This window comes from Myroides marinus, from assembly GCF_900109075.1.
GTDB classification, from domain to species: domain Bacteria; phylum Bacteroidota; class Bacteroidia; order Flavobacteriales; family Flavobacteriaceae; genus Flavobacterium; species Flavobacterium marinum_A.
The window spans coordinates 37,315-63,342 of record NZ_FNYS01000021.1 but is presented as its reverse complement, the minus strand read 5'-3'; the positions used below and the strand labels follow the sequence as shown (position 1 = coordinate 63,342).

23 protein-coding genes and 1 tRNA gene are annotated in these 26,028 nt (G+C 32.7%); 19 read left to right on the top strand and 5 right to left on the bottom strand.

All coding sequences use genetic code 11. The features are described 5' to 3' along the window. A partial coding sequence (locus BMX53_RS15830) for a DUF4372 domain-containing protein (RefSeq protein WP_143061436.1) occupies positions 1 to 236 on the bottom strand: 236 nt, incomplete at its 3' end. Between the two features lie 538 nt (positions 237 to 774). On the opposite strand from BMX53_RS15830, the gene BMX53_RS15820 reads away from it, so the two are divergent. From BMX53_RS15820 to BMX53_RS15810, 3 genes are all read left to right on the top strand, one after another. Beyond that, complete coding sequence (locus BMX53_RS15820; protein WP_038984437.1) at positions 775 to 1,752, top strand: pyruvate dehydrogenase complex E1 component subunit beta; 978 nt, start codon at positions 775 to 777, stop codon at positions 1,750 to 1,752. A gap of 70 nt (positions 1,753 to 1,822) precedes the next feature. Then, positions 1,823 to 4,312, top strand: coding sequence for a DUF5686 and carboxypeptidase-like regulatory domain-containing protein (locus tag BMX53_RS15815; RefSeq protein WP_074747496.1), 2,490 nt, complete (start codon positions 1,823 to 1,825; stop codon positions 4,310 to 4,312). Positions 4,313 to 4,395: 83 nt separating this feature from the next. Next, positions 4,396 to 4,923 carry an inorganic diphosphatase gene (locus tag BMX53_RS15810; RefSeq protein WP_038984434.1) on the top strand — a complete coding sequence of 176 codons (528 nt, stop codon included), beginning with the start codon at positions 4,396 to 4,398 and terminating at the stop codon, positions 4,921 to 4,923. Between the two features lie 67 nt (positions 4,924 to 4,990). Here the strand turns inward: BMX53_RS15810 and BMX53_RS15805 are convergent, their stop codons facing one another. Further along, positions 4,991 to 5,476, bottom strand: coding sequence for a DinB family protein (locus BMX53_RS15805; RefSeq protein WP_074747493.1), 486 nt, complete (start codon positions 5,474 to 5,476; stop codon positions 4,991 to 4,993). Between the two features lie 307 nt (positions 5,477 to 5,783). Between BMX53_RS15805 and BMX53_RS15800 the strand changes: the two genes are divergently transcribed. From BMX53_RS15800 to porT, 4 genes are all read left to right on the top strand, one after another. After that, positions 5,784 to 7,232 carry an alanine/glycine:cation symporter family protein gene (locus BMX53_RS15800; protein WP_063176288.1) on the top strand — a complete coding sequence of 483 codons (1,449 nt, stop codon included), beginning with the start codon at positions 5,784 to 5,786 and terminating at the stop codon, positions 7,230 to 7,232. 55 nt (positions 7,233 to 7,287) lie between these two features. Next, the gene (locus tag BMX53_RS15795; RefSeq protein WP_074747490.1) at positions 7,288 to 7,848 is read left to right on the top strand and encodes a GNAT family N-acetyltransferase; all 561 of its coding nucleotides are present in this window, start codon (positions 7,288 to 7,290) and stop codon (positions 7,846 to 7,848) included. Positions 7,849 to 8,039: 191 nt separating this feature from the next. Next, on the top strand, positions 8,040 to 8,768 hold the full coding sequence (ubiE, locus tag BMX53_RS15790) for a bifunctional demethylmenaquinone methyltransferase/2-methoxy-6-polyprenyl-1,4-benzoquinol methylase UbiE (protein WP_038984428.1): 729 nt from the start codon (positions 8,040 to 8,042) through the stop codon (positions 8,766 to 8,768). Between the two features lies 1 nt (position 8,769). After that, positions 8,770 to 9,567 carry a type IX secretion/gliding motility protein PorT/SprT gene (gene porT / locus BMX53_RS15785; RefSeq protein ID WP_038984427.1) on the top strand — a complete coding sequence of 266 codons (798 nt, stop codon included), beginning with the start codon at positions 8,770 to 8,772 and terminating at the stop codon, positions 9,565 to 9,567. A 49-nt stretch (positions 9,568 to 9,616) separates the two neighbouring features. Here the strand turns inward: porT and BMX53_RS15780 are convergent, their stop codons facing one another. Then, positions 9,617 to 10,354, bottom strand: coding sequence for a TrmH family RNA methyltransferase (locus tag BMX53_RS15780; RefSeq protein WP_074747487.1), 738 nt, complete (start codon positions 10,352 to 10,354; stop codon positions 9,617 to 9,619). Between the two features lie 78 nt (positions 10,355 to 10,432). Here BMX53_RS15780 and tamL point away from each other — a divergent pair, with 78 nt between their 5' ends. From tamL to accD, 3 genes are read left to right on the top strand one after another with little or no spacing between them, the layout of a single operon-like run. Beyond that, positions 10,433 to 12,961: a translocation and assembly module lipoprotein TamL gene (gene tamL / locus BMX53_RS15775; RefSeq protein ID WP_074747484.1), complete on the top strand. Its 2,529-nt coding sequence runs from the start codon at positions 10,433 to 10,435 to the stop codon at positions 12,959 to 12,961. A gap of 45 nt (positions 12,962 to 13,006) precedes the next feature. Next, positions 13,007 to 14,074 carry a class II fructose-bisphosphate aldolase gene (gene fbaA, locus BMX53_RS15770; RefSeq protein ID WP_074747481.1) on the top strand — a complete coding sequence of 356 codons (1,068 nt, stop codon included), beginning with the start codon at positions 13,007 to 13,009 and terminating at the stop codon, positions 14,072 to 14,074. Positions 14,075 to 14,117: 43 nt separating this feature from the next. Continuing rightward, on the top strand, positions 14,118 to 14,972 hold the full coding sequence (gene accD, locus BMX53_RS15765; protein ID WP_038984423.1) for an acetyl-CoA carboxylase, carboxyltransferase subunit beta: 855 nt from the start codon (positions 14,118 to 14,120) through the stop codon (positions 14,970 to 14,972). A gap of 80 nt (positions 14,973 to 15,052) precedes the next feature. On the opposite strand, the gene BMX53_RS15760 is transcribed toward accD, so the two are convergent. Further along, positions 15,053 to 16,300, bottom strand: a complete 1,248-nt coding sequence (locus tag BMX53_RS15760; protein WP_074747479.1) for an ABC transporter permease — start codon at positions 16,298 to 16,300, stop codon at positions 15,053 to 15,055. A gap of 182 nt (positions 16,301 to 16,482) precedes the next feature. Here BMX53_RS15760 and purH point away from each other — a divergent pair, with 182 nt between their 5' ends. The 9 genes from purH (at position 16,483) to BMX53_RS15715 (ending at position 25,825) form a co-directional block, all read left to right on the top strand. After that, positions 16,483 to 18,009: a bifunctional phosphoribosylaminoimidazolecarboxamide formyltransferase/IMP cyclohydrolase gene (gene purH, locus BMX53_RS15755; RefSeq protein ID WP_074747476.1), complete on the top strand. Its 1,527-nt coding sequence runs from the start codon at positions 16,483 to 16,485 to the stop codon at positions 18,007 to 18,009. A 52-nt stretch (positions 18,010 to 18,061) separates the two neighbouring features. Then, complete coding sequence (locus BMX53_RS15750; protein ID WP_006257267.1) at positions 18,062 to 19,090, top strand: rod shape-determining protein; 1,029 nt, start codon at positions 18,062 to 18,064, stop codon at positions 19,088 to 19,090. A 9-nt stretch (positions 19,091 to 19,099) separates the two neighbouring features. After that, positions 19,100 to 19,930 carry a rod shape-determining protein MreC gene (gene mreC, locus BMX53_RS15745; RefSeq protein WP_038984418.1) on the top strand — a complete coding sequence of 277 codons (831 nt, stop codon included), beginning with the start codon at positions 19,100 to 19,102 and terminating at the stop codon, positions 19,928 to 19,930. Continuing rightward, complete coding sequence (locus BMX53_RS15740; protein WP_038984417.1) at positions 19,923 to 20,447, top strand: hypothetical protein; 525 nt, start codon at positions 19,923 to 19,925, stop codon at positions 20,445 to 20,447. The genes mreC and BMX53_RS15740 overlap by 8 nt, the downstream gene beginning before the upstream one ends. After that, entirely contained in the window at positions 20,444 to 22,324 is a 1,881-nt protein-coding gene (mrdA, locus tag BMX53_RS15735) for a penicillin-binding protein 2 (protein WP_038984415.1), read from the top strand. Before BMX53_RS15740 ends, mrdA begins: the two co-directional genes overlap by 4 nt. Before the next feature lie 18 nt (positions 22,325 to 22,342). Then, positions 22,343 to 23,596, top strand: coding sequence for a rod shape-determining protein RodA (gene rodA, locus BMX53_RS15730; protein ID WP_038984414.1), 1,254 nt, complete (start codon positions 22,343 to 22,345; stop codon positions 23,594 to 23,596). Positions 23,597 to 23,635: 39 nt separating this feature from the next. Next, positions 23,636 to 24,166: a hypothetical protein gene (locus BMX53_RS15725; RefSeq protein WP_052243493.1), complete on the top strand. Its 531-nt coding sequence runs from the start codon at positions 23,636 to 23,638 to the stop codon at positions 24,164 to 24,166. A 329-nt stretch (positions 24,167 to 24,495) separates the two neighbouring features. Continuing rightward, positions 24,496 to 24,852: an ISAon1 family transposase N-terminal region protein gene (locus BMX53_RS15720; RefSeq protein WP_074747473.1), complete on the top strand. Its 357-nt coding sequence runs from the start codon at positions 24,496 to 24,498 to the stop codon at positions 24,850 to 24,852. Further along, positions 24,842 to 25,825 (top strand): ISAon1 family transposase, encoded by a 984-nt coding sequence (locus BMX53_RS15715; RefSeq protein WP_074747470.1) that lies wholly within the window; start codon positions 24,842 to 24,844, stop codon positions 25,823 to 25,825. The genes BMX53_RS15720 and BMX53_RS15715 overlap by 11 nt, the downstream gene beginning before the upstream one ends. A gap of 125 nt (positions 25,826 to 25,950) precedes the next feature. Here the strand turns inward: BMX53_RS15715 and BMX53_RS15710 are convergent. Beyond that, positions 25,951 to 26,026 (bottom strand) — tRNA-Phe (locus tag BMX53_RS15710). Positions 26,027 to 26,028 lie beyond the last annotated feature (2 nt).

Genomic DNA, 26,028 nt, shown 5'->3' with positions numbered 1-26,028 from the left:
TGAAATCCTTTGGTTTTTCCTGATAATCCAAGCATTGCACCAGATACTTCACGAAGTGAATTGCATTTAGCAAAACAACAAAAAAGCATACTTATTAGATGGTCTTTGGATTTAAACTTCTTTACATAATAATCAGAGTTAGTTTTCACTACTGCAGATTTGATAATCTCTGTATCTATTAAAGAAATCAGCTGTCCGAATACGGATTTACTTGAAAAATATGTACTTTTACTCATCGTATGTTTATGGTTTGCAAGACTAAACTACGATAACTTTTTAGAAGCCAGCATGCTGGCTTCTTTTTTTATGCCATATTGACAAATCTCAGGTTACATATTTTTATCGGACAACAATGATTCGCTTATAAAACAACGAATAGGTATGACAAATACTTTAAAGATGATCGTATCGAGGTAATCACAAGGTTAAAATATGAAGATTGGTTACAAATGCAAAAGTAACTACAAGCCTTTCTGGTCAACCAGAAAGGCTTGTCTTATATGTTCTAGTACCTAAAAAACTAAATTACAGTAACAAATATGATAATATAAGAGTTAGTTATATAAGTACTGAAAACCTAAAATACTAAAACACCTTCAACCAAAGGCCTAGATTATTAAAGAATTATAAATCAAGTACAAACTAGAGTACAAAATTTGTAATAAAAAAGGATAGCATAGGTTAAAAGCTATAAAACAATAAAACAGATACTTTAGATAAAGATATTTTTTCCTATTTTTGCTTTCGTAAATTAATTACACAAAATAGAAAATTATGAGAACGATTCAATTTAGAGAGGCCGTGTGTGAAGCGATGAGCGAAGAAATGCGTCGCGACGAATCAATATATTTAATAGGTGAAGAAGTAGCTGAATATAACGGTGCTTATAAAGCTTCTAAAGGTATGTTGGACGAATTCGGTCCAAAACGTGTTATAGATGCACCGATTGCTGAGTTAGGATTTGCTGGTATTGCAGTTGGTTCTGCTATGAACGGTAACCGTCCTATCGTTGAGTTTATGACTTTCAACTTCTCTTTAGTAGGAATCGACCAAATTATAAACAATGCTGCTAAGATGCGTCAGATGTCTGGTGGTCAATTTAATATTCCAATCGTATTCCGTGGACCTACTGCTTCTGCAGGACAATTAGGTGCAACTCACTCTCAAGCTTTTGAGAACTGGTATGCTAACGTACCTGGATTAAAAGTGGTAGTACCATCTAACGTATACGATGCTAAAGGATTATTAAAAGCTGCTATCCGTGATAATGACCCTGTTATCTTCATGGAGTCTGAGCAAATGTATGGTGATAAAGGTGAGGTGCCAGAAGGAGAATACACTATTCCATTAGGTGTAGCTGATATCAAAAGAGAAGGTACTGATGTAACTATCGTATCTTTCGGTAAAATCATCAAAGAAGCTTATAAAGCTGCTGATGAATTAGCTCAAGAAGGTATCTCTTGTGAAATTATTGACTTACGTACTGTACGTCCATTAGATAATGAAACAATCCTTAAATCAGTTAAGAAAACTAACCGTTTAGTTATCTTAGAAGAGGCTTGGCCATTCGGAAGTATTTCTTCAGAAATCACTTATATGGTACAAGAGCAAGCATTTGATCATTTAGATGCTCCTATCCAAAGAATAACTACTGCTGATACTCCAGCACCATATTCTCCAGAATTACTACAAGAGTGGTTGCCTAACGCAAACGACGTAGTGAAAGCTGTAAAAAAAGTACTTTATAAATAAAATTTAACGTATATTTGATAGACTCCATCTTACTTAAGATGGAGTCTTTTTTTTTGAATAATACCTTGCTATGAAAAATAAAATTACGTTTCTGTTATTATTCTTACTTGTTTCAGTATTTAGTTGGGGACAAACTAAAGTAAGCGGAAAAATAACTGATCAAAACAATCAAGATGTTCCTTTTGCTAGTGTTTATTTCAAAAACTCTACAGATGGTGTAATTGCTAATGAATATGGTAAATTCTACTTAGAATCTACCAAGACTTATGATGTACTTATCGTATCATTTGTTGGCTATAAAACGTTAGAAATACCTTTAGCTAGTAAGACAAACTTAGATCTTAAGATTACTCTTGAAGATGATAATACCTTAGATGAAGTTAAGATCTATGCTGGAAAAACGTCTAAAAAGAACAACCCTGCTTTAGATATTCTGCGTAAAATATGGGAGCGAAAACGCAAAAATGGTTTGTATATGTTCTCTCAATACGAGTATGACAAGTATGAAAAAGTAGAGTTTGACCTAAACACCATCGACAGTGCGTATCAAAAGAAAAAACTGTTTAAAGGAATGGAGTTTATCTTCGCTCAAGTAGATACTAACCGCATTACTGGTAAAACGTACTTACCTATATTCATCAACGAAAATATAGGTCAGGTATATGGTGATAATACTAATGGAAAGAAAATAGAAAAAACACTAGGTAATAAAAACTCGGGTTTTGATACCAATCAACATATTATAGAATTTATTAAAGACTTATATGTCGAATACAACATCTATAACAACTATATCCGATTATTTGATAAAGACTTCGTAAGTCCCCTGTCTCGTACTGGTATCAATGTCTATAATTACGTCTTAGCAGATAGTGCTTTTATTGATAATAAGTGGTGCTATAATATTGTTTACTATCCTAGACGTAAAGGAGAGCTTACCTTTAAAGGAGACTTCTGGGTAAATGACTCTACATTTGCTATCAAAAAGATTAATATGGAAGCGAGTAAAGACGCTAATATTAACTGGGTGAAAGAGATGTATATCGAACAAGAATTTGATGTACTAAACGACTCTGTGTTCTTATTAACTAAAGATCACTTTATGTCTGACTTTGCTCTATCTAAAAGAGAAAAATCAAAAGGTGTATATGGTAAAAGAACTTCTATCTATAAACACCACAAATTTGACATAGAGCATCCTTCTGAATTCTATCAAAAGAATGTAAATGCCTACGATGATAAAGTATATAAAAGAGATGAAGACTTCTGGAAGACTTATAGATTCGAATCATTAAGCAAAGATGAACTGGGTATATATAAAATGTTAGACACTTTAAAGACTGTTCCTAAGTTTAAATTCTTATTTGACCTATCTTCTACTGTAGCTAGTAACTACTACAATATAGATAAGTATAAATTTGACTTTGGTCCTATCTTCTCTACATTCGGATATAATGACATAGAAGGACTGCGCCTAAGAGCAGGTGGTAGAACTTACTTCGGGCCAAATGACAAGTGGAGATTAGAAGGATATGGCGCATACGGATTAAAAGACAACCAATTTAAATACGGTATTAGTGCAAAGGTATTGCTACACAATGATAGTCGTCTAATCCTGTTCGGAGGTAATCGTAGAGATATAGAGCAAATAGGTGTTAGCTTAACAGAAACTACAGATGTACTAGGACGAAGCTTTGCTTCTAACTCTTTATTCGCAAGTGGAGATAATACTAAACTAACCAAGATTAATCTGACTACTGTAGGTATAGAAATAGAACCTGTAAAAAACTTAAAGTTTAGTACAGCTTTTAATTACAGAACACTGAAACCTGCCTCTGATCTATTTAACCTTAACTACTATGTAGATAAAGAAAATAATATCATCTCTAACGAAACTAAGCAGTCTGAGTTTAATCTAACTGCAGAGTATACTCCTAAAAGAAAAACAATCGGATATGGGGTAGACAGAACAGATGTAGATTCTAAATATTTACGTATGTTCTTAAAGTATACACAAGGTTTTAAAGGTGTACTAGACAGTGATTTTGAATACCAAAAAATACAGTTCTATGCTCGCAAACCAATGTTATTAGGAGGTTTTGGTACGCTGACTCCTACCTTCGAAGTAGGTAAGACATTTGGAGAAGTACCTTTAGGTTTATTAAATGTAGTACCAGGTAACCAATCGTGGTTTAATATTCAGAATACGTTCGCCAATTTAAATTACTACGAATTCGTAACTGATCAATATGCCTCTCTACATTTAGAACACAACTTCGGGGGACGTCTATTCTCACGTATTCCTTGGTTAAGAGATTTTAATTTACGAGAGATAGTAGGTATTAGAGGTATTTATGGTAAAATATCTCAAGAGAACATAAATTTAAATGCTTCTGATATCACATATAAGGCTCCTAGTGACCCTTATTATGAATATTACATTGGTGTAGGAAACATATTTAAAATTTTCAGAATTGACTTTAGTTGGAGAGGAAATTACTTAGATATGCCTGACGCTAGAAGATTTGCGGTACGAGGTTCTTTTGGAATTTATTTCTAATAATTAATGTAAAACTTGTTATAAACAAGTAATTAGAGTACTTTTGCACTCGATTTTTAGAAATGAGATTTAAATAAAAAAATATGAATACATTCGAAACTTTTGATGCATTTGTTGAAATTCCAGCAGGCAGCAGAAACAAATATGAGTATGATTTTGATTTAAAAAGATTGCGTTTTGACCGTCTTTTATATTCAAACATGAGATATCCAGCTGATTATGGTTTCATTCCAGAAACTTTAGCTTTAGACGGAGATCCATTAGACGTACTTGTTATGTTTACTGAGCCTTCTTTACCAGGTATGGTAGTAGAGGTTAAACCAGTAGGTGTTTTCTACATGGCTGATGATAAAGGACAAGATGAGAAAATCTTATGTGTACCTGTATCTGACCCAATCATGAATAAATTAAACGATATTCAAGATGTAAACGAGCACTTCAAAAAAGAAGTAGAACACTTCTTTAAAGTTTACAAAGACTTAGAAAACAAAACAGTTACAACTGACGGATTTGGTGATAAAGCTGCTGCTGTAAAACTAATCAAAGAATGTACTGAGCGTTTTGAAAACTTAGAGAACAAAGCTGAAGGATTATTCAGTATTCGTTACTAATCAAACAATACATACAGAAATAGCCACTCAATGAGTGGCTATTTCTTTTTATATTCTTCTGTAAATATTAATCTAAATATCTCTCCTTGATAACATCTAGATGATGCAAACTGTGCCCATACATAATCTTACCAATTTCTTCAACAGTCACAACGTAATTAGCTACTTGATTACTCAATGTTAAAGCATCTTTAGTAAAGCCTTTAAACTCAAAATAAATGCTCTTCATTAAGCATACATATTCTTCTACTAGCTCACTAACCTCTTTATCTTCTCCCTTAGCATTATCTACATAAATATTCTCATCAAAGCCACTTAATATACTCGTATCCTGACGTGCTATATGTAATGCTCTATAGCTAAATATACGTTCACAATCTATAAGGTGTTGGACGACCTCTTTTAGAGTCCACTTCCCTTCTGCATATGCAAAGTTCCATTTATTCTGTTTAGTTATTTCTTCTAAAGTTTCTACAATTACAGGTATGCGGTTTAATAACGCATCTTCCACTTTGTATCCCTCAGCCCTTTTTATATAATTTAAGTGCGACATAAAGTTGTATGTTTTAATGTATGTTAGTGTGAATTTGTCAAATTAAAAGTACGTTTTTATTTAAATGTAAAAAGCTTTAAACACATGATATTTTTTAGATATTCTATATCCTCTTTTTAAATAGTTATCAAAATACACACAAATACCCCATATAATATTAGACAGAATGAATATAAATATCAAAAAAGATAATTTTAACACTTATCAATTGCTAAAATTTCCTTAATTTTTATCCCGTCTTAGAATAGTGTTCAATCAAAGAAGCACTAAACACTACAATACACACAACAAAAGCACAAACAACACAATGGAAGAAATTATTAAATTACTAAACGACCTAATTTGGTCTAACATCTTTATCGCACTCTGTCTATGTGCAGGGTTATACTTTACTATCACTACAGGTTTTGTACAGGTAAGGTACTTTCGTCATATGATTAAACTACTATTTACTGAAGGTTCCTCTGATAAAGGAGTTAGTCCATTCCAAGCATTTAGTATGGCTATTGCAGGACGTGTTGGAGTCGGAAATATCGTAGGTGTAGCTACAGCTATAGCAGCTGGTGGTCCTGGAGCTATCTTTTGGATGTGGGCCATTGCTTTCTTAGGAAGTGCATCAGCTTTTATAGAATCAACATTAGCACAGATTTATAAAGTAGATAAAAATGGACAGTATGTAGGGGGACCAGCATTCTATATTGAAAAAGGGATGAAAAGTAAAGCATTCGCTTTATTCTTCTCAATAGTAACAATGATTAGTTGTGCCTTATTTTTACCTAGCATCCAAAGCAACAGTATAGCCGTTAGTATGCATGATGCTTTCTCTGTGCCTACTTGGGTAAGTGGAATAGGTATCTGTTTATTCTTAGGATTCGCAGTATTTGGTGGAGCTAAGAAAATGGGATTAATAGCTCAGGTTATTGTTCCATTTATGGCTACGGCATATATCTTAATGGCGATCGTTATCATAAGTTTCAACATACAAGAAGTACCTAGTATCTTCGCTTTAATATTCAGATCTGCATTTAACCTAGAGTCTGCATTTAGTGGAGTCTTCGGTGCAGCTATCGCTTGGGGTGTTAAAAGAGGGATATACTCTAATGAGGCAGGACAAGGTACAGCACCACACGCTGCTGCAGCTTCTGAAACTTCACACCCTGTAAAACAAGGATTAGTACAAGCATTCTCAGTTTATGTTGACACTTTATTTGTATGTACAGCTACTGCACTAATGATTTTGTTTACTAACTCGTATAACGTAATAGATGAATCAGGTAAGTATATCGTAGAGAATATGCCTGGAGTAGATGCAGGTGCTACATATACAGTTAAGGCTGTAGCTACCCACTTCCCTATGTTTGCTTCTCAATTTATCGCTATTGCATTAACCTTCTTTGCTATTACTACAGCAATGTCTTATGTATTTATAGCAGAATCGAACTTCGAATACTTAAGTAAAAAGAAGAACATTATACTAAGATGGATTATGCGTCTAATTATCTTAGGCAGTGTATTCTTTGCTTCTATTAACGAACCAAGTATAGCTTGGGGAATTGGTGATATAGGTGTAGGGGCAATGGCTTGGATTAACATTATTGCAATATTTATACTTAGAAAGCCTGCTCTTAAAGCTCTTAAAGATTACGTGAAACAGAGAAAAGAAGGTAAAGATCCAATATTTGAACCTCGTAAAATAGGTATTGATAACGCTTCTGAAGAATGGGATAAGATTAACGAAAGAAGAGCACATGAGTAATAATCTGTAGTTCTCTCAAACTTTACTACCTTTGTACTAATTCAAATTAAGAAAAATGGATTATACAATTAGACCTGCTAAAAGAGAAGATTACGACGTAGTACCTGAATTAATGCTACAAGCGATGGAAGATATTGTGTTTACTTTTATTCAAAAAGAAGACATAGAAGAAGCAATTAACTTCCTAACTATAATGTTCCGAAAACCGAATAACTTATATAGTTATGAAAACACTTTCGTAGCAGTAGATAAAGAAGGAGATATCGTAGGTTCTATCACAGGATACAACGGTGATGATTTTATCGCATTAAGAGAGCCTGTATTAGAATTGATGAGACAACAATATAATAATGATATGATTCCAGAACCTGAAACTGCTGGAGGAGAATACTACTTAGACACAGTAGCAGTATCTCCAACTGTACAAGGTAAAGGTGTAGGAAGTCACTTATTAAAATATGCTGTGGACTACGCTAAATCAAATAACTATAAGCAAGTAGGCCTTATTGTAGATTTAGAAAACCCTAGTGCTATGAAACTTTATTCACGTCTAGGATTCAAACAAGGTGAACAATTAGAGTTTGCAGGTGGCGAATATTACCATATGTACATCTAAAAACAATATATTAATCCTGAGCTTAACAGTTCAGGATTTTTTATTCTTACCTATTACACTATCTTCTCAAGGCTTATTACTAAGTGTAACAAACTATTTTAGTCACTTTATATAGATATTAGTTAATTTGGGTAAAAACGAAACTAATCATTTGGCTTTTAATATTTATATTTGTCCAAAATAAAATTACAATGTCAAAAAATATTACTCCATACGAAGGTTCTGAACTAGGAAAGAAACAACAAGTAGAACAAATGTTCGATACTATTTCAGGAAATTATGATAGCCTAAATAGAATGATTTCTCTTGGTACTGACCAAGGATGGAGAAAAAAAGTATTAAAATTAGTATCTGAACAAAAACCAAGTACGATATTAGACATTGCTACTGGTACAGGTGACTTAGCTATCTTACTTTCTAAGACAGATGCTAAACAGATAACAGGATTAGACTTATCTGCTGGTATGCTAGAAGTAGGTAAACAAAAAATTAAAGCTCTTAATCTGGAGAATAGAATCGAAATGGTACAAGGTGATTCTGAAAACCTGCCATTCGAAGACAATACTTTTGATGCTATCACTGTTGGTTTTGGTATTAGAAACTTTGAGGATTTAGAAAAAGGATTATCTGAAATACTACGTGTGTTAAAACCAGGTGGTATCTTTGTTATCTTAGAGACTTCTGTTCCTACGAAGTTTCCTTTCAAACAGGGGTATTTCTTCTATACTCAAAACGTTATGCCTTTTATGGGAAAACTATTCTCTAAGGATCAAAAAGCTTATAAGTATTTATCAGACTCTGCAAAAAATTTCCCTTTTGGAGAGGCTTTAAACAATATTTTAAGAAAAGTTGGGTTTAAAGATGTAAAGCATCTTCCTCAAACAATGGGGATAGCGACTATATATTCATCTTCAAAATAATATGAAAAGACTAATTGTATTTCTTTTAATCCTATTTGCTAGTTCTCAATCTTATGGGCAATGGATATTTGGTAAAAACCCTATGCTCAATAAAAGAGAATGGGATAAACAACGTGTGCATTGGGGTTACTACTTAGGATTTAATTCATACAATTACAAATTTAATTACGATGCTGCTTATTATCATAAGCTTCAAGAATTAAAAGAGAAATATCCTAATGACTTTACAGAAATACAAGTAAAATCATCTATTGGTTTTAATGTTGGTTTAGTGGGAAACTTGCGTTTAATGGAGTATTTAGATTTGCGTTTTGAGCCTGGATTAACTTATGCTAAGAGAGAATTATCTTTTCCTAGAGCGCTGATTTATGACTACTACGCTACACAGCACAGTAATCTAGATCCTTCAGAATACGAATTAAACAGTTCGTCTATTAAATCTACAAGTGCTACTTATCTGCATTTCCCTTTACTATTAAAATTCTCAGCTTTAAGAACTGGAAACGTAAGGCCTTATGTCGTAGGAGGAGTATCACTAGACTTAAACTTAAGTAGTAATAATAAAGTAGATGCTGACAACTATGAAGGTGTATGGAGAGTAGAGAAATTAACTACAAACTACGAAATAGGTGTAGGTGTTGACTTCTACTTTGAATACTTTAAGTTTTCGCCTTCTATTAGAGGAGTATTTGGAATTAACGATGAATTGATAAGAGATAAAAGTGTTGATAGTCCTTGGACAGGTAATATTGATGCTATGAAATCTAGAGGAATATTTGTAAACTTCACTTTCCACTAGTATAAAAAATATAAAGGCTTCCAATTGGAAGCCTTTTCTATTTCTAACTTTATTTAAAGTTATGTCTGCGAAACTCACTCAATACTATTGATGCTGCCATCGCGACATTTAAACTCTCTGTCTGCTGTAAATTACCATAGCGTGGAATTGCTATTCTCTCCGTCACTAAGCTTTCGATAGTACTAGAGATACCATTTGCTTCATTTCCCATTACAATAATACCTTTATTACTTACAGTCTTCTCATAGATATTATCACCATCCATAAAAGTTCCGTAAACTGCTATATCATTTTCTGCTTGTATTAAAGAAGGTAAATCACCATAAACCAAATTAACTCTTGCAATAGATCCCATCGTAGCTTGTACTACTTTAGGATTGTAAACATCAACTGTCTCATTAGTACAAATAATATGTTTAATCCCAAACCAATCACACAATCTTATAATAGTACCAAGATTACCTGGATCTCTGATATCGTCTAAAGCTACTACTAAATCACTATAATCTACCTCTTTCTCTTGCATACAGTGAAATACAGCTAAACAATTAGACGTAGTGTTCAAAGCTGACATCTTCTTTAAATCATCTTTACTCACTAAAGTGACTTTATCAGGAGACACATTAAAATTTAATGTTTCTGTACAATAAATATGCTCTAAAACTAAAGAAGATTGTACTAATTCTCCTATCACCTTAACTCCTTCTGCTATAAAAAGTTGGTGTTCTTTTCTATATTTTTTTTGATGTAAACTCTTAATTAATTTGATTTGGTTTTTCGTAACCATAAAAAACTGTATTTTTGACTGATAATTGACTATACTACTTTGAGCAGATTTTTACCAAAAATACTACTAATTCTATTAATGAGCATAAGTTTTTTTTCATGCTCTATCACTGAGAAGGTGCCGGATAACCAAGCACTATTAATAGATAATACCATTATGGAAAATGGTAAGAAGACTTCTAAGGAAGAAGTTATAGCACAACTATACCAACATCCGAACAGTACTTTTCCGATGACTAATCTTAGATTACGTCTCTATTTATACAACTTGGCTAAACCTAATGCTGATTCACTTTATCATATCTGGTTAAAGAATAATCCTGGTAAAGAGAAAACATTAGAAAGTATTCTATCTAAAAAACAAGTAGATCGTCTAGGAGAATCTTTTATTATCTCTGGTATTAATAATTTCTTGATTAAAACAGGAGAAGCTCCTGTTTTATATGATTCGTTAAGAACCAATAAATCTATTATACGTTTAAAAAACTATTACTTTAATAAGGGATACTTTGACACTAAAATAACTACTAAGGTAGATACAATGGGTGCCAAAAAAGTTAAAAACACATACTCTATCGCAACAGGAGAACCTTATACAATAGATAGTATCAGTACACGTATCTCAACAAAAGAATTAGACGAGTTATACCAAACATCTATTACTAAAAGTAAAATAAAGCCTAACACTGTTTTTGATGTTAAGAACTTTGAAGAAGAACGCAAAAGATTAGCGGCAGATTTCAGAGATAATGGAGCTTATTATTTCCAAGAACTTAATGTTCGATATGAAGTAGATACAATCTTAAACAAAAAAAACAAAGCTAATATAGAGTTGATCATCGATCCTAGAACAGTAAAGTCTGGTGATACTCTAATACAAGTACCTTTTAAAATTTATAAAGTTAGTGATGTTAATATCTTCACTGATAGTAGTTCTAAAAACAAAGAAATAGTACTAGACAGTGTTCAGTACAACAACTTTAATATCTATAGTTCTACCAAATTACAATACAAACCTAAAGCATTAACTGATGCTGTATTTATCACTAAAGGAAGTACTTTTAGTGACTTCAAACGTGTCTTAACCTCTAGATCTATTAGTAACTTACGCATGTTTAACTATCCTGTGATAGAATATGTAGAAGACAAAAGGGACACCACTGGTCAATCTCTTATCAGCAACATCTATCTTACTTCTCGTAAAAAGATGACATTTAACCCTTCATTAGATGTATCGCATTCTAATATTCAAGATTTTGGGATTGGAGGAAGTGTTGGACTGTTGTTTAGAAATGTCTTTAAAGGAGCTGAAATACTAGAAATAAACCTTAAAGGTTCTATGGGGTCTTCACGTCAGATGAGCAACCCTAATGATGTATTCTTTAACGTAACGGAATATGGAGGAGATGTTAAACTAACCTTCCCTCGCCTACTATTTCCTATAAATACAGATCGCTTAATTCCTAAAAGTATGTTGCCTACAACATCAATGAGTTTTGGACATACTAAGCAACGCAATATCGGTCTAGACAAAAATAGCTTCACAGCTATTATAAACTATTCGTGGTTGCCATCTAGAAGAAATAGTTTCAGTGTAGATTTAGCTAATATTCAATACATCAGAAATACAAACCCTACAAACTATTTTAGTGTTTATAAATCTTCTTACAAGAGGTTAAATGAGATATCAAAGGACTATCAAAATGTAGATCCTTCTTATTATGACAATAATGGGAACTTAACTATCTCTGAAGGCGGTAGTAATATGTTTATTAAGGATGCATTAGATCCTAACAATCCTTTAAACATCAACCAACCAGATCACAAAGAAATTAGAAGTATAGAAGAAAGACGTGTAAGGTTATCTGAAAACAACTTAATTATTGCTAGTAATATTACATTTACAAATACTACACGTACTAATATCGCTGATAATGAGTTCTACACATTAAAAGCTAAGGTAGAATCTGCAGGAGGATTAATGAACTTATTAATGAAAAACACGAGTTCAAAAGAAGGTCCTACAGGTAAGAAAACTATAATGGATGTTGAGTTTTCTCAATATGTAAAAACAGAAGTAGATTATATCAAATATTGGGATTTAGGTAAAAAACGAGTTATTGCTATGCGTCTTTTTGGTGGTTTAGCTATCCCTTATGGAAACTCAAGTTCTATACCATTCTCTAGAAGTTACTACTCTGGAGGTTCTAATGATAACCGAGGTTGGCAATCTTATCGTTTAGGACCAGGTAAAAGTGGTGGTATAAACGACTTCAACGAGGCGAATATGAAGTTACTTTTCAGTACAGAATATCGCTTTAACATTGGAGGAAAATGGTATGGGGCCTTATTTGTAGATGCTTCTAACATCTGGAATGTATTCGATGATATAAATGATGATTCATACACTTTTAATGGTGTATCGTCATTAAAAGATATGGCAGTAGCCTCTGGATTAGGATTGAGATATGACTTTAGTTTCTTTGTATTCAGATTAGACTTAGGATTTAAAACATATAATCCTGCAGAAGACAAAGGAAGAAAGTGGTTTAAAGAATTTAGTTTTAAAGATGCTGTATTCAACGTTGGTATCAATTATCCGTTCTAATTCAAATAATAATTAGTATTTTTGTAAAAATTTAAACACACAACTATGGCTCATAATATTAAACCAGGAGTTGCATTTGGGGATCAAGTGCAAGAGATTTTTAAATTTGCAAAAGAACGTGGGTTTGCATTACCTGCAGTTAATGTAACTAGTTCTAGCACTATCAATGCTGTATTAGAAACAGCTGCTAAACTTAAAGCTCCAGTGATTATTCAATTTTCTAACGGAGGAGCTTCTTATATGGCTGGAAAAGGGTTATCTAATGAGAACCAAAAGTCAGCTATCTTAGGTGCTGTAGCAGGAGCTAAACACGTACATGCATTAGCAGAGGCTTATGGTGTAACAGTTATATTACATACTGACCACTGTGCTAAAAAATTGTTACCTTGGATTGATGGCTTATTAGAAGCTGGTGAAGAACATATGAAACAATTTGGTAAACCTCTATTCAGTTCACACATGATTGACTTATCAGAGGAGCCAATTAAAGAAAATATCGAGATTTCTAAACAATACTTAGAGCGCATGGACAAACTAGGTATGACTTTAGAAATAGAATTAGGAATTACAGGAGGAGAAGAAGATGGTGTAGATAATACAGATGTTGATTCTTCTAGATTATATACTCAACCAGAAGAGGTTGATTATGCGTTCGAAGAATTATCTAAAGTAAGTAAAAGATTTACTATCGCTGCTTCTTTCGGAAACGTACACGGTGTTTACAAACCAGGTAACGTTAAACTAACTCCAGTTATTCTTAAAAACTCTCAAGAGTATGTAGCAAAAAAACATAACCTTGGGCATAACCCTGTAGATTTTGTATTCCACGGTGGATCAGGTTCTTCAGTAGAAGAAATCAGAGAAGCTATTGGTTATGGAGTAATCAAAATGAATATCGATACAGATACTCAATTTGCATACACTGAAGGAGTAAGAGACTACATGACATCAAAATTAGACTATTTAAAAACTCAAATAGGTAACCCAGAAGGTTCAGATGTTCCTAATAAGAAATATTATGATCCTAGAGTATGGGTTAGACAAGGAGAATTAACTTTAATCGCTAGATTAGAACAAGCTTTTGAAGATTTAAATAACGTAAATACGTTATAATTCCTCCTTGCTTTCAAATTAGTATAAACAAAAGAAACATTTTATGGCTTGGTTTAAAAGGAAAGAAAAAGGTATTCAGACGCCAACAGAAGACAAAAAAGATATTCCTAAAGGATTATGGTATAAATCTCCAACTGGAAAAATAATTGATCAGGATCAGTTAGAACAAAATCTATGGGTAAGCCCAGAAGATGGATATCACGTACGTATTGGTAGTAAAGAATATTTTGAAATTCTTTTTGACAACAACGACTACAAAGAAATAGCCAAAAGCCTTTCTTCAAAAGACACATTGAAATTTGAAGATACTAAAAAGTATGTAGATCGTTTAAAAGAAGCAATGACTAAAACACAATTAAAAGATGCTGTTAGAGTCGCTGTTGGTCAATCAAAAGGAGAAAAATTAGTTGTAGCTGCGATGGATTTCGCTTTTATTGGAGGTTCTATGGGATCTGTAGTGGGAGAAAAAATTGCACGTGGTATTGACTATTCGTTAAAAAACAATATCCCGTTCTTAATGATTTCAAAATCAGGTGGAGCGCGTATGATGGAAGCAGGATTTTCATTAATGCAGATGGCTAAAACTTCTGCTAAATTAGCAATGCTAAGTGATGCTAAGATTCCTTACATTTCATTATGTACTGACCCTACGACAGGAGGTATTTCTGCTTCTTTCGCTATGTTAGGAGATATTAATATAGCTGAACCAGGTGCTTTAATTGGTTTCGCAGGTCCTCGTATTGTAAAAGATACTACTGGTAAAGATTTACCTGAAGGTTTCCAAACTTCTGAATTCTTATTAGAACATGGTTTCCTAGATTTTATTACACATAGAAAAGACCTTAAAAAGAACGTAAATCAATATTTAGATTTAGTTTTAAACAGACCTATGAGATAATCATTACTCATAGTAACAATAAAAAAGGATGTTAGTTTGTGCTAACATCCTTTTCTTGTTTATATAAACTTCATTCTTAATTACCCTCCCATTCTAATCGCTTCTACAGGATCTAATCTAGCAGCAGACCTTGCTGGTAAATAACCTGATAGAATCCCTATAAATGCTGATAAAGTAAGCCCAATACAAATATTAGATAAACTAAGTACAAACTCAAAATCAACTACATTACTTACCAATACTGCTATTCCCCATACCATAATAATACCTACTACTCCCCCTATTAAAGAAAGAATAACTGCTTCAAACAAAAATTGAAATAAGATAAATCGTCTTTTAGCTCCAATGGCTTTCTGAATACCTATCAAATGGGTCCTCTCCTTCACAGAAACAAACATTATATTAGCTATACCAAAACCTCCTACTAATAGTGAAAAACCACTTATAATCCATCCCACTACATTCATCTGTCCAATTATTTTTTCAATCATATCTAGCATACCTCCAAAAACATTGACAAAGAAGTTCTTCTCATCGCTTGGTTTTAAACCTCTAAATAGCTTTAACTTATTTGTAATTTCATCTTCAAAGTGTTTAATATCGACACCGCTACTAGGCTTAAGAATTACCACTGTTGTCGCAACAAGACTATTATCACCATACATCTGCCTCATAATATTAACAGGCATATATACACTTTCATCTTGATTACCACCAATACTAATAGAACCTTGTTTTTCGATTACTCCAATAACTGTAAATCGTTTTCCATACAACCTAACTTCTTGACCAACTGGATTTAGCCCATTAAAAAGTGTATTAGCCACTTCATGACCAATAACAACAACAGGAACTCCATTAACAGACTCTGACTCACTAAAAAAACGTCCATTGCTTACTTTTACATTATCTAGATATTGCATATCCGAAGAACATGGACGCATAATAACTTCAGCGTAATTCGAGCCATACTTCATCTGTTCTGATTTAGTAAAATAATTAAAAGATGCATACTCTACTGCTGATAAATTACGCTTTAAATAATCATATTCTTCGTATTTCATTTTAGGATATTGTTCTGACTTCCATTTTGGCACTTCACTAGGTCCAAAAGAATAATTAAAAACATAAATCATATTTCTATCAAAGCCACTCAACTCGCTTTTTATATTCTTATCCATCGAGTCAACAGCAGCCAAAACAGCTATAATTGAAAAAATACCTATAGTAACTCCTAAAAACGAAAGAGCAGTACGTAACTTATTAGTTCGCAAAGCATTTATTGCAAAACCAAAACTGGTCGATAAAAGTCTTAAATAAACAATCATTACTACTGATATTTAATGCATTATATATTTAAAAACACCTCTTATAAAGAGCCATTTATGAGATAATATTCTAAATTAAACATTATTAGAAATAAAATATAAATAAAGCGAAAAAACTTCTAAAATATACTTTACAAATACACACACAATAGTTACTTTTGCTCACTAACAAAATACACAACATGAGCACAACTAAAAAAATTCAATCAGCACTTATTTCTGTGTTTGACAAAAACGGATTAGAACCAATCGTTAAAGAGTTACATAAGCACAATGTAACAATCTACTCTACTGGAGGAACTGAAACATTCATCAAAGAATTAAATATCCCTGTGGTTCCAGTAGAAGACGTAACTTCTTACCCTTCAATATTAGGAGGTAGAGTAAAAACATTACATCCTAAAGTATTCGGAGGTATCCTTAACAGACAAGATCACGAAGGCGATATCGCTCAAATGAAAGAATACGAAATCCCACAAATTGACTTAGTTATTGTGGATTTATATCCTTTTGAAAATACTGTTGCATCAGGCGCTCCTGAAGCTGATATTATTGAAAAAATAGATATTGGTGGTATTTCATTGATTAGAGCTGCTGCTAAAAACTTTAAAGACACTGTTATTGTTCCTTCTGTTAATGAATATGAACTATTCTTACAAATGCTACAAAACAATAATGGAGCTACAACACTAGAAGAAAGAAGATTATTAGCCACTAAGGCATTCCACGTATCTTCTCATTATGATGGAGCTATCTTTAACTACTTTAATACAGATGAGACTGTTCTTAAAATTAGCCACGCTAATGGAAATGAACTACGTTATGGAGAAAACCCTCACCAAAAAGGACACTTCTTTGGAAACTTTGAGAACTTATTTGATAAATTACACGGAAAAGAACTATCTTACAACAACCTTTTAGATGTTGATGCTGCTGTAAACTTAATGAATGAGTTTAAGAACGAAGCGCCTACTTTTGCTATTTTAAAACACAATAACGCTTGTGGTGTAGCTCAAAGAAGCACAATGAAGGCAGCTTACTTAGATGCATTAGCAGGTGATCCTACTTCAGCTTTTGGAGGTGTTCTAATTGCTAATGGCAACATCGATGTAGAAACTGCTAAAGAAATCAATAAATTATTCTGTGAAGTTGTTATTGCTCCAACTTATGATGAAGCAGCTATCGAGATCTTAAAAGAAAAGAAAAATAGAATTATTTTAGTAATAATAGAAACTGAACTTCCTAAAAAACAAGTACGTACTTGTCTTAATGGAATTTTAGTACAAGATAAAGACAACATTACAGACAATAAAGAGCTTTTAACTAACGTTACAAAATTATCTCCTTCTGATAAGGAAATAGAAGACTTGTTATTTGCTTCAAAAATCTGTAAACACACTAAATCAAATACAATCGTTTTAGTAAAAGACGGACAACTTTGCTCTTCTGGTACGGGACAAACATCACGTGTTGATGCTTTACGCCAAGCTATCGAAAAAGCAAACTCGTTTAATATAGAACTTAAAGGAGCTGTAATGGCTAGTGATGCTTTCTTCCCATTCCCAGACTGTGTAGAAATTGCTAATAATGCAGGTATTACAGCAGTTATACAACCAGGAGGATCTATAAAAGATGATTTAAGTATCAATTATTGTAATGAAAATAATATTGCAATGGTTTGTACTGGAATTCGTCATTTTAAACATTAATTTATTACTTTTGTAACGCATTAAAATATTAACTATAAAGCCTTTTAATTATATGGGATTTTTTGATTTTATGACTGAGGACATCGCTATCGACTTAGGAACAGCGAATACTCTTATCATTCATGGAGGAAAAGTCGTAGTAGACAATCCTTCTATTGTAGCCCGAGATAGAACTACGGGTAAAATAATAGCAGTCGGTAAAGAAGCGAGTTTAATGCAAGGGAAGACACATGGAAATATCAAAACAATCCGTCCATTAAAAGATGGAGTTATTGCTGATTTTGATGCTTCAGAGAAAATGATAAGCCTTTTTATCAAGAGCATCCCTGCACTAAGAAAAAAAATGTTTACACCTGCATTACGTATGATCGTATGTATCCCTTCTGGAATTACAGAAGTAGAAATGCGTGCTGTAAAAGAATCTTGTGAGCGTGTGAATGGTAAAGAGGTTTACCTTATACATGAGCCTATGTCTGCTGCAATTGGTATTGGAGTAGATATTATGCAACCAAAAGGTAACATGATTGTAGATATCGGAGGTGGTACTACTGAAATCGCTGTTATCGCTTTAGGAGGTATCGTATGTGATAAATCTGTAAAAATCGCAGGTGATGTATTCACTAATGATATCATTTACTATATGCGTACTCAACACAACTTATTCGTTGGAGAAAGTACAGCAGAAAAAATTAAAATTCAAATCGGAGCAGCTACTGAAGACTTAGAGACTCCTCCAGAAGATATGTTAGTACAAGGGCGTGACCTTTTAACAGGTAAGCCTAAACAAGTTACTGTATCTTACAGAGAGATTGCTAAAGCTTTAGACAAATCTATACAACGTGTAGAAGATGCTGTAATGGAAACATTATCTCAAACTCCTCCAGAATTAGCTGCAGATATTTACAATACTGGTATTTATTTAGCAGGTGGTGGTTCTATGCTTAGAGGATTAGACAAACGTATTTCTCAAAAAACTGACCTTCCTGTATACATTGCAGAAGATCCGTTAAGAGCAGTAGTTAGAGGTACTGGTCTAGCAATCAAGAACATTGACAAATACAAAAGTGTTTTGATTAAATAAAAATAACTTATGCAGCAGATAATCAATTTCTTTATAAAAAACAGTACTAAGTTACTGTTTTTGCTGCTTTTAGTCATATCATTCGGGCTAATAATACAAACGCATACTTTTCACCAAAGTTCGTTTATTAGCTCAGCGAATGGTGTGACGGGTTATGTCTATGAAAATGTAAACAATTTTAAAGAATATATGCACTTAAAAACAGAGAATGATGCTCTAGTTTTAGAAAATGCATATTTAAAATCAATAGCTTACAATAATACTTCTGTAAAAGACTCTGTGGAGATTAAAAACTTAATGCCTGCAGAAAGACAAGAGTATTCTATTATAGTAGCGAAAGTAATTCGTAACACTTTTAATACAAAAGAAAACTACCTAACTATAAAAGGTGGTGACAAACAAGGTATTCAAAGTGATATGGGAGTTATCAATAGTAATGGAGTTATCGGTATCATAGAGAAAACTTCTAAGAACTACTCAACAGTACAAAGTATCCTAAACGTTAAATCTAAAATCAACGCTAAAATAAAAGGCTCAAACCACTTTGGTACGCTTCAATGGGATGGAAAGAACACAGGTTATGTAAACCTATCTGACATTCCTAGATTAGCTGAGATTTATAAAGGAGATACTATTGTTACTGGTGGTATATCTAAAATATTCCCTGAAAACATTCCTATTGGTGTAATTGAAAAAGCTTACACTAATGAAACTTCTAATTACTTTACTATATCTGTTCGCTTGTTTAATGATATGACGAACCTAGGCTACATATATGTAATTAAGAATAAAGACATAGAGGAGATTAACCAATTAGAAGCGGAAACTAAAGATGAATAGTGTTGCATTTTCAAATATTGCTCGTTTTATTGCGTTATTAATCGCACAGATTCTTATTTTCAATAATATCGACTTGTTTGGTTTTATAAACCCCTTCCCTTATATTTTATTTATCATTCTATTTCCTACGGATAATAATAAGCCTATATTCTACTTAGCTAGTTTTACCTTAGGTATTATCGTGGATATGTTTGAAAACTCAGGAGGTATACATGCTGCTGCTAGTTTAATATTAGCCTTTGCTAGACCTTCAATCCTAAAATTCTCTTTCGGGATCAGTTACCAATATCACAATCTAAATATTATCAAAAAAGTTACAAAAGATATTTTTACATCTTTAGAGGTTTTTGGTTATATTACTATTTCCGTTGTCATTCACCATATTGTTCTTTTTGGACTTGAATTCTTCAGATTTAATTTTATCTGGGAGATCTTGTTGAGAACAATACTAACAACAGTGACAACATTACTTACTTGTATTTTGATATTATATCTGATTAAACCGTCTAAAAAATGAGAAAGCTACTATTACCTATAATAATTATAGTTGTTACAATCGTTGTATTAGCTAGACTATTCTTCTTACAGATAGTTGATGATACTTATATCAAAAAGTCAGAAAATAACGCTTTAAAAATAGTTTATGAATATCCTGAAAGAGGGTACGTATTTGATCGCAATAAAAAATTACTTATAGCGAATCAGCCTTCTTATGATATTATGGTTATTCCTAGAGAGGTAAAAGACATTGACACTTTAGCGTTATGCAGTCTATTAGATGTTACTTATGAACAATTTGTGAGCAAATTAGAGAAAGCTAAAGTATACAGTCCTAGACTTCCATCTGTATTTCTACCGCAGCTTAGCAAAGGAGAATATGCTGCATTTCAAGAGAAAATTCGTCATTTTAATGGTTTCTATATTCAAAAAAGATCACTAAGGGATTACCAAGTTAATCATGGTGCAAACATCTTTGGATATATTAGACAAGTAAATGAGCAAAATATAAAATCTAACCCTTATTATCGTTCTGGAGATTTAATCGGAATACAAGGAATAGAACAAGAGTACGAAGAGACTCTTAGGGGAACTAAAGGTGTAAAATATATACAAAGAGATAGATTCAATAGAGAAATCGGATCTTTTAAAAATGGTATATATGATACATTAGCTATCAAAGGTGACGACGTTATGCTTACTATCGATAGTGAATTACAGGCCTATGGAGAACTCCTAATGCAAAACAAAAGAGGAGGTATTGTGGCAATTGAACCAAAGACTGGAGAGATACTTGCTTTGGTTAATGCTCCAAGTTACGATCCTTCCTTATTAGTTGGTAGAGAACGTTCTAAAAACTATACAGCACTGTACAATGATTCTTTAGCAAAACCATTATACAACAGAGTATTATCAGGAGAATACTCACCAGGGTCACCATTTAAAATATTAACAGCCCTTATAGGTTTACAAGAAGGTGTTATTAATGAACATACCACTTTCTCTTGTAGTAGAGGTTTCTATTATGGAAAAGGAGCTTGGATGGGTTGCCACGATGCTGGAAACTGGAGTTTAAATACTGCTATTGCAAAATCGTGTAATACTTACTTCGCTAACGCTTACAAAAGAGTTATCGAAAAATATAGAAACCCTGCTGATGGTATAAATAAATGGAGTGAACATTTGCACAGCTTTGGTTTAGGTCAATTCTTAGGTTATGACTTACCTGAAGGTAGAAAAGGACATATTCCAGATGCAGATTATTACAATAGATGGTATCCTAATGGAGGATGGAAAAGTACTACTACTATATCAAACTCTATTGGACAAGGTGAGGTTATTATGACCCCTATGCAACTTGCCAATGTAATGGCTGCAGTAGCTAACAGAGGTTATTACTATACACCTCATATCATCAAAAATATTGAACACCACAAAATAGATAAGAAATTCACAACTAAACACGTTACTTCTATTGACCCAAAACACTTTGAGCCGATAGTTCAAGGAATGAATGACGTATTCAATTTTGGTACAGGTCGTTCAGTTAGAGTTGAATCACTTGATATGTGTGGTAAAACTGGTACTGTAGAAAACTTTACTAGAATTAATGGTAAAAGATATCAATTAACAGACCACTCTGTATTCGTTGCTTTTGCACCTAAAGATGACCCTAAAATTGCCATTGCAGTATTTATTGAAAATGGATATTGGGGAGCGAGATGGGCAGCGCCTATTACAAGTTTAATGTTACAAAAATACTTACTACCTGAAATAGTAAGAACAGATTTAGAAAAAAGAATGCTTGAAGGTAGCCTTCAAAGTGAATATGATAAAGTACTACAATTGTACAGAACAACTAGTAAACCAGTATCAACTCCTAAAGTAGCTTTATAGAAATACCACATTAAGAAAATGAAGAATGTAAGTGTACAAAAAAATATAGATTGGATATCAATCTTACTTTATGCTCTTTTAGTAATTGCTGGTTGGATTAACATCTACTCAGCTTCACTACCAGCAGAGACTACATCTATATTTGACCTTAGTCAGATATATGGTAGACAACTGCTATTCATCATTTTTTGTATTCCTTTAATTGTATTAATTGTTTCCATAGACACCAAGTTTTATGAGAAATATGCTATGGTTTTCTATATCATTGGTTTACTCTCAATATTAGGTTTATTCGTTTTTGGTAAATCAGTTAAAGGACAAACAAACTGGTATCAAATAGGAGGTTTTGGTATTCAGCCTTCAGAGTTTGTAAAAACAACTACTGCTCTATTATTAGCTAAATTTTTATCTGATAGCCAATCTCATTTAAGTACATTTAAGGAACAATTAATTGCTTTAGTTATCATTGGTGTACCAACTCTTTTAATCTTAAAACACGATACAGGAAGTGCAATGTTATTCGTTTCACTAGTATTTGTTTTATACAGAGAAGGTCTTCCTAGTTGGTATTTATGGACAGGCTTTATTACTATTATACTATTCGTAGCGTCACTTGTAGTAAAACCAGGTATAATCATTGCTAGTATAGTACTTATTTCAGCATTGCATTTCTATTTCAATAAAAAAATCACTCGAAACCCACTTATATACATCATACTTGTAGTCATTATGTCTGCCTTTGTGTTCTCAGTAGACTATGTATATGATGAAGTTTTAGAACCGCACCAAAAAGACAGGATCAATGTATTAATTGGTGAAGATGTGAATCTTCAAGCTGAAGGATATAACTTAAATCAATCTAAAATTGCAATCGGTTCTGGTGGTTGGACTGGTACAGGATTTTTAGAAGGTACACAAACCAAAGGTGGTTTCGTACCTGAACAACACACAGACTACATATTCACTACAGTAGGTGAAGAATGGGGATTTGCTGGAGCATCCTTTGTTATCATCTTATTTGTATGTTTATTTTTCAGATTAATTCACTTAGCAGAAAGACAAAAAAAGATATTTAACCGCGTATATGGTTACTCTGTCATCTGCTTCTTATTTATACACTTTGCCTTTAACATAACGATGCTTATTGGTCTATTCCCAACGATTGGTGTTCCCCTACCTTTCTTTTCGTATGGAGGATCGAGTTTAATGGCATTTACAGTACTATTATTCATATTCTTAAAGCTTGATGCCAATAGAATAAATGAATGGTAAAAATTCGAAACAAATATTAAATTACAATTCACAAAAAAAATGAAAAAGGAAATGTTATTCATTGCTACATTATTTGTAGCTACAACTTCTATTGCTAATGCACAAGAAATTAAAACTAATGAAGCTCCACAAACAACATCATTAGAAACATTAGTTACTGAACAAAAAAACATTGAAAATGCACAGCAATTAGAAGCTAGTAAATTACAGAATGACTTAGATGCTGCAAAGCAACTAGAACAAGAACAAAAAATTGCTGAAGCACAACACAAAGCAGACTTACAAGCTCAAAAACAAATAGAGAAAGAAAATAAAGCAGAATTAAAAAGACAAAAAGAAATCTTGAAAAGTCAAAAAAGAGTAGCTAAGCAAACTGTTAGACTTCAGAAAGCTCAAGATAAATACAATTCTAGAAATGGTAAGTATGTTCAACTAAAAGCAGCAGGTAAACTTACTCCTATTGACGAACTTAAAACTAAAAGTCAATTACTAGACTTACAAACTGATATTAAAAAACAAGAAATAGAATTAAAACGTGTTACAATGGAATTTGAAACACTAACAAAATAACAAATCTAAGCTACTCAAATAGGGTAGCTTTTTTTATTCTTTTTAAAGCTTTAAATAGTGTTTTTCACGAACAACACTATTACTATACCTTAAACTACAAAAAAACGCTTGAATAGCTTTATTGAAAGAATTAAAGCAACTTCTTAACTTGAATATAGATAAAAGCTTTCAGAGCGCAATTTAGAGGCGTCAGAAATATTGATTTCTTCCTATACAGATTAGCTAAACTTTATGCGTAAACACAACTTTTGAGACTGATCCAAACTGGATCAATCCTAAAAGTTGTGTGTGAATTAAAAAGAGTAGACCTTTGTTGATAATAAATAATAATGATGGACAACTATATTGAGTTTGTAAAGATGATCTTACCAGAGTTCTTGGTAGAACATTTTAATTTAGTCAGAACAGTAAAACAAGGAGAGACTATGCATCTGTATTTTGAGGAACTAAATGTGGTTCCTTCCGAAGCAAAAGACCGTATCCTTATCGCTCATGGCTTCCATAATGAGATAACAATACAAGACTTTCCTTTACGAGGAAATAGTGTTTATTTACACGTAAAACGTCGTCGTTGGTTAGATAAAACAACTCGTGAATTAGTACAACGTGATTGGAATCTAGTAGCAAAGGGAACTCGTTTAACTACTGAGTTTGCTTCTTTTTTAAAAGAGATTAATAGATACTAAGGCCAACGATTGTCATACCATAGGAGGATTCTTTAATATCAATGGAAAAAAGCTACAACGTCAATACAGAGATTCTCTTAGTGACTTCCAAGAGTGGAAACATAAAGATCACGCTACAGATTACCTTCTATTTCCTGAAAACATAGGACCTAAACTATCCATAGATGAAACGGCATTATCTAAAGGAGAATTATATACCATCGTCACTAATAAATTTAGCAAAGGAAAGAAAGGTAGTTTAGTAGCTATATTCTCTGGTACTAAAGTAGAACCTATTATAAACCATCTACTTACTATTTCTTCTAAGATTAGAGCAAAGGTTAAAGAAGTTACTCTTGATATGGCTAATTCTATGAAAAATATTATAACAAAGTGCTTTACTAATGCTACGCAGGTAACTGACCGTTTTCACGTACAGAAACTTGTTAATGAAGCTGTACAAGATATTAGAGTACAAGAACGTTGGAAAGCTTTAGATACTGAAAACACTCAAATATTAGAAACTAAAAAGCAAGGTCAACAGTTTATACCTATTGAATTTGACAATGGAGATACAGCCAAACAACTACTTATAAGAAGTAGATATTTACTAACAAGAGATATTAGTAAATGGACAACTAATCAAAAACAAAGGGCTGATATATTGTTTCAACAATATCCTGTCTTAAAACAAGCTTACAGTTTATCTCAACAACTTAGAACTATCTATAATTCTACGACAGTAAAAGAAGTGGGATACACAAAACTTGCTCGTTGGTATAACGATGTGCAGAACATTGGATTAAACCAATTCAATACTGTTATAAATACCATGAAAATTAACTACAAGACTATTCTTAATTATTTTGATAATAGAAGTACTAATGCTTCTGCCGAATCTTTTAATGCTAAAATTAAAGCTTTCAGAGCACAGTTTAGAGGCGTCAGAAATATTGATTTCTTCCTATACAGATTAACTAAACTTTATGCGTAAACACAACTTTTGAGACTGATCCACTTTTTGCCTAGTCCCCAACTTTTGCAACTGATCCCCCTTTTGTCACCAAGCCATAGAACACTTATAAACAAAAAAACCACTACTTTCGTAGTGGTTTTTAGTGGTGGTGCCTCCAGGAATCGAACCAGGGACACATGGATTTTCAGTCCATTGCTCTACCAACTGAGCTAAGGCACCTT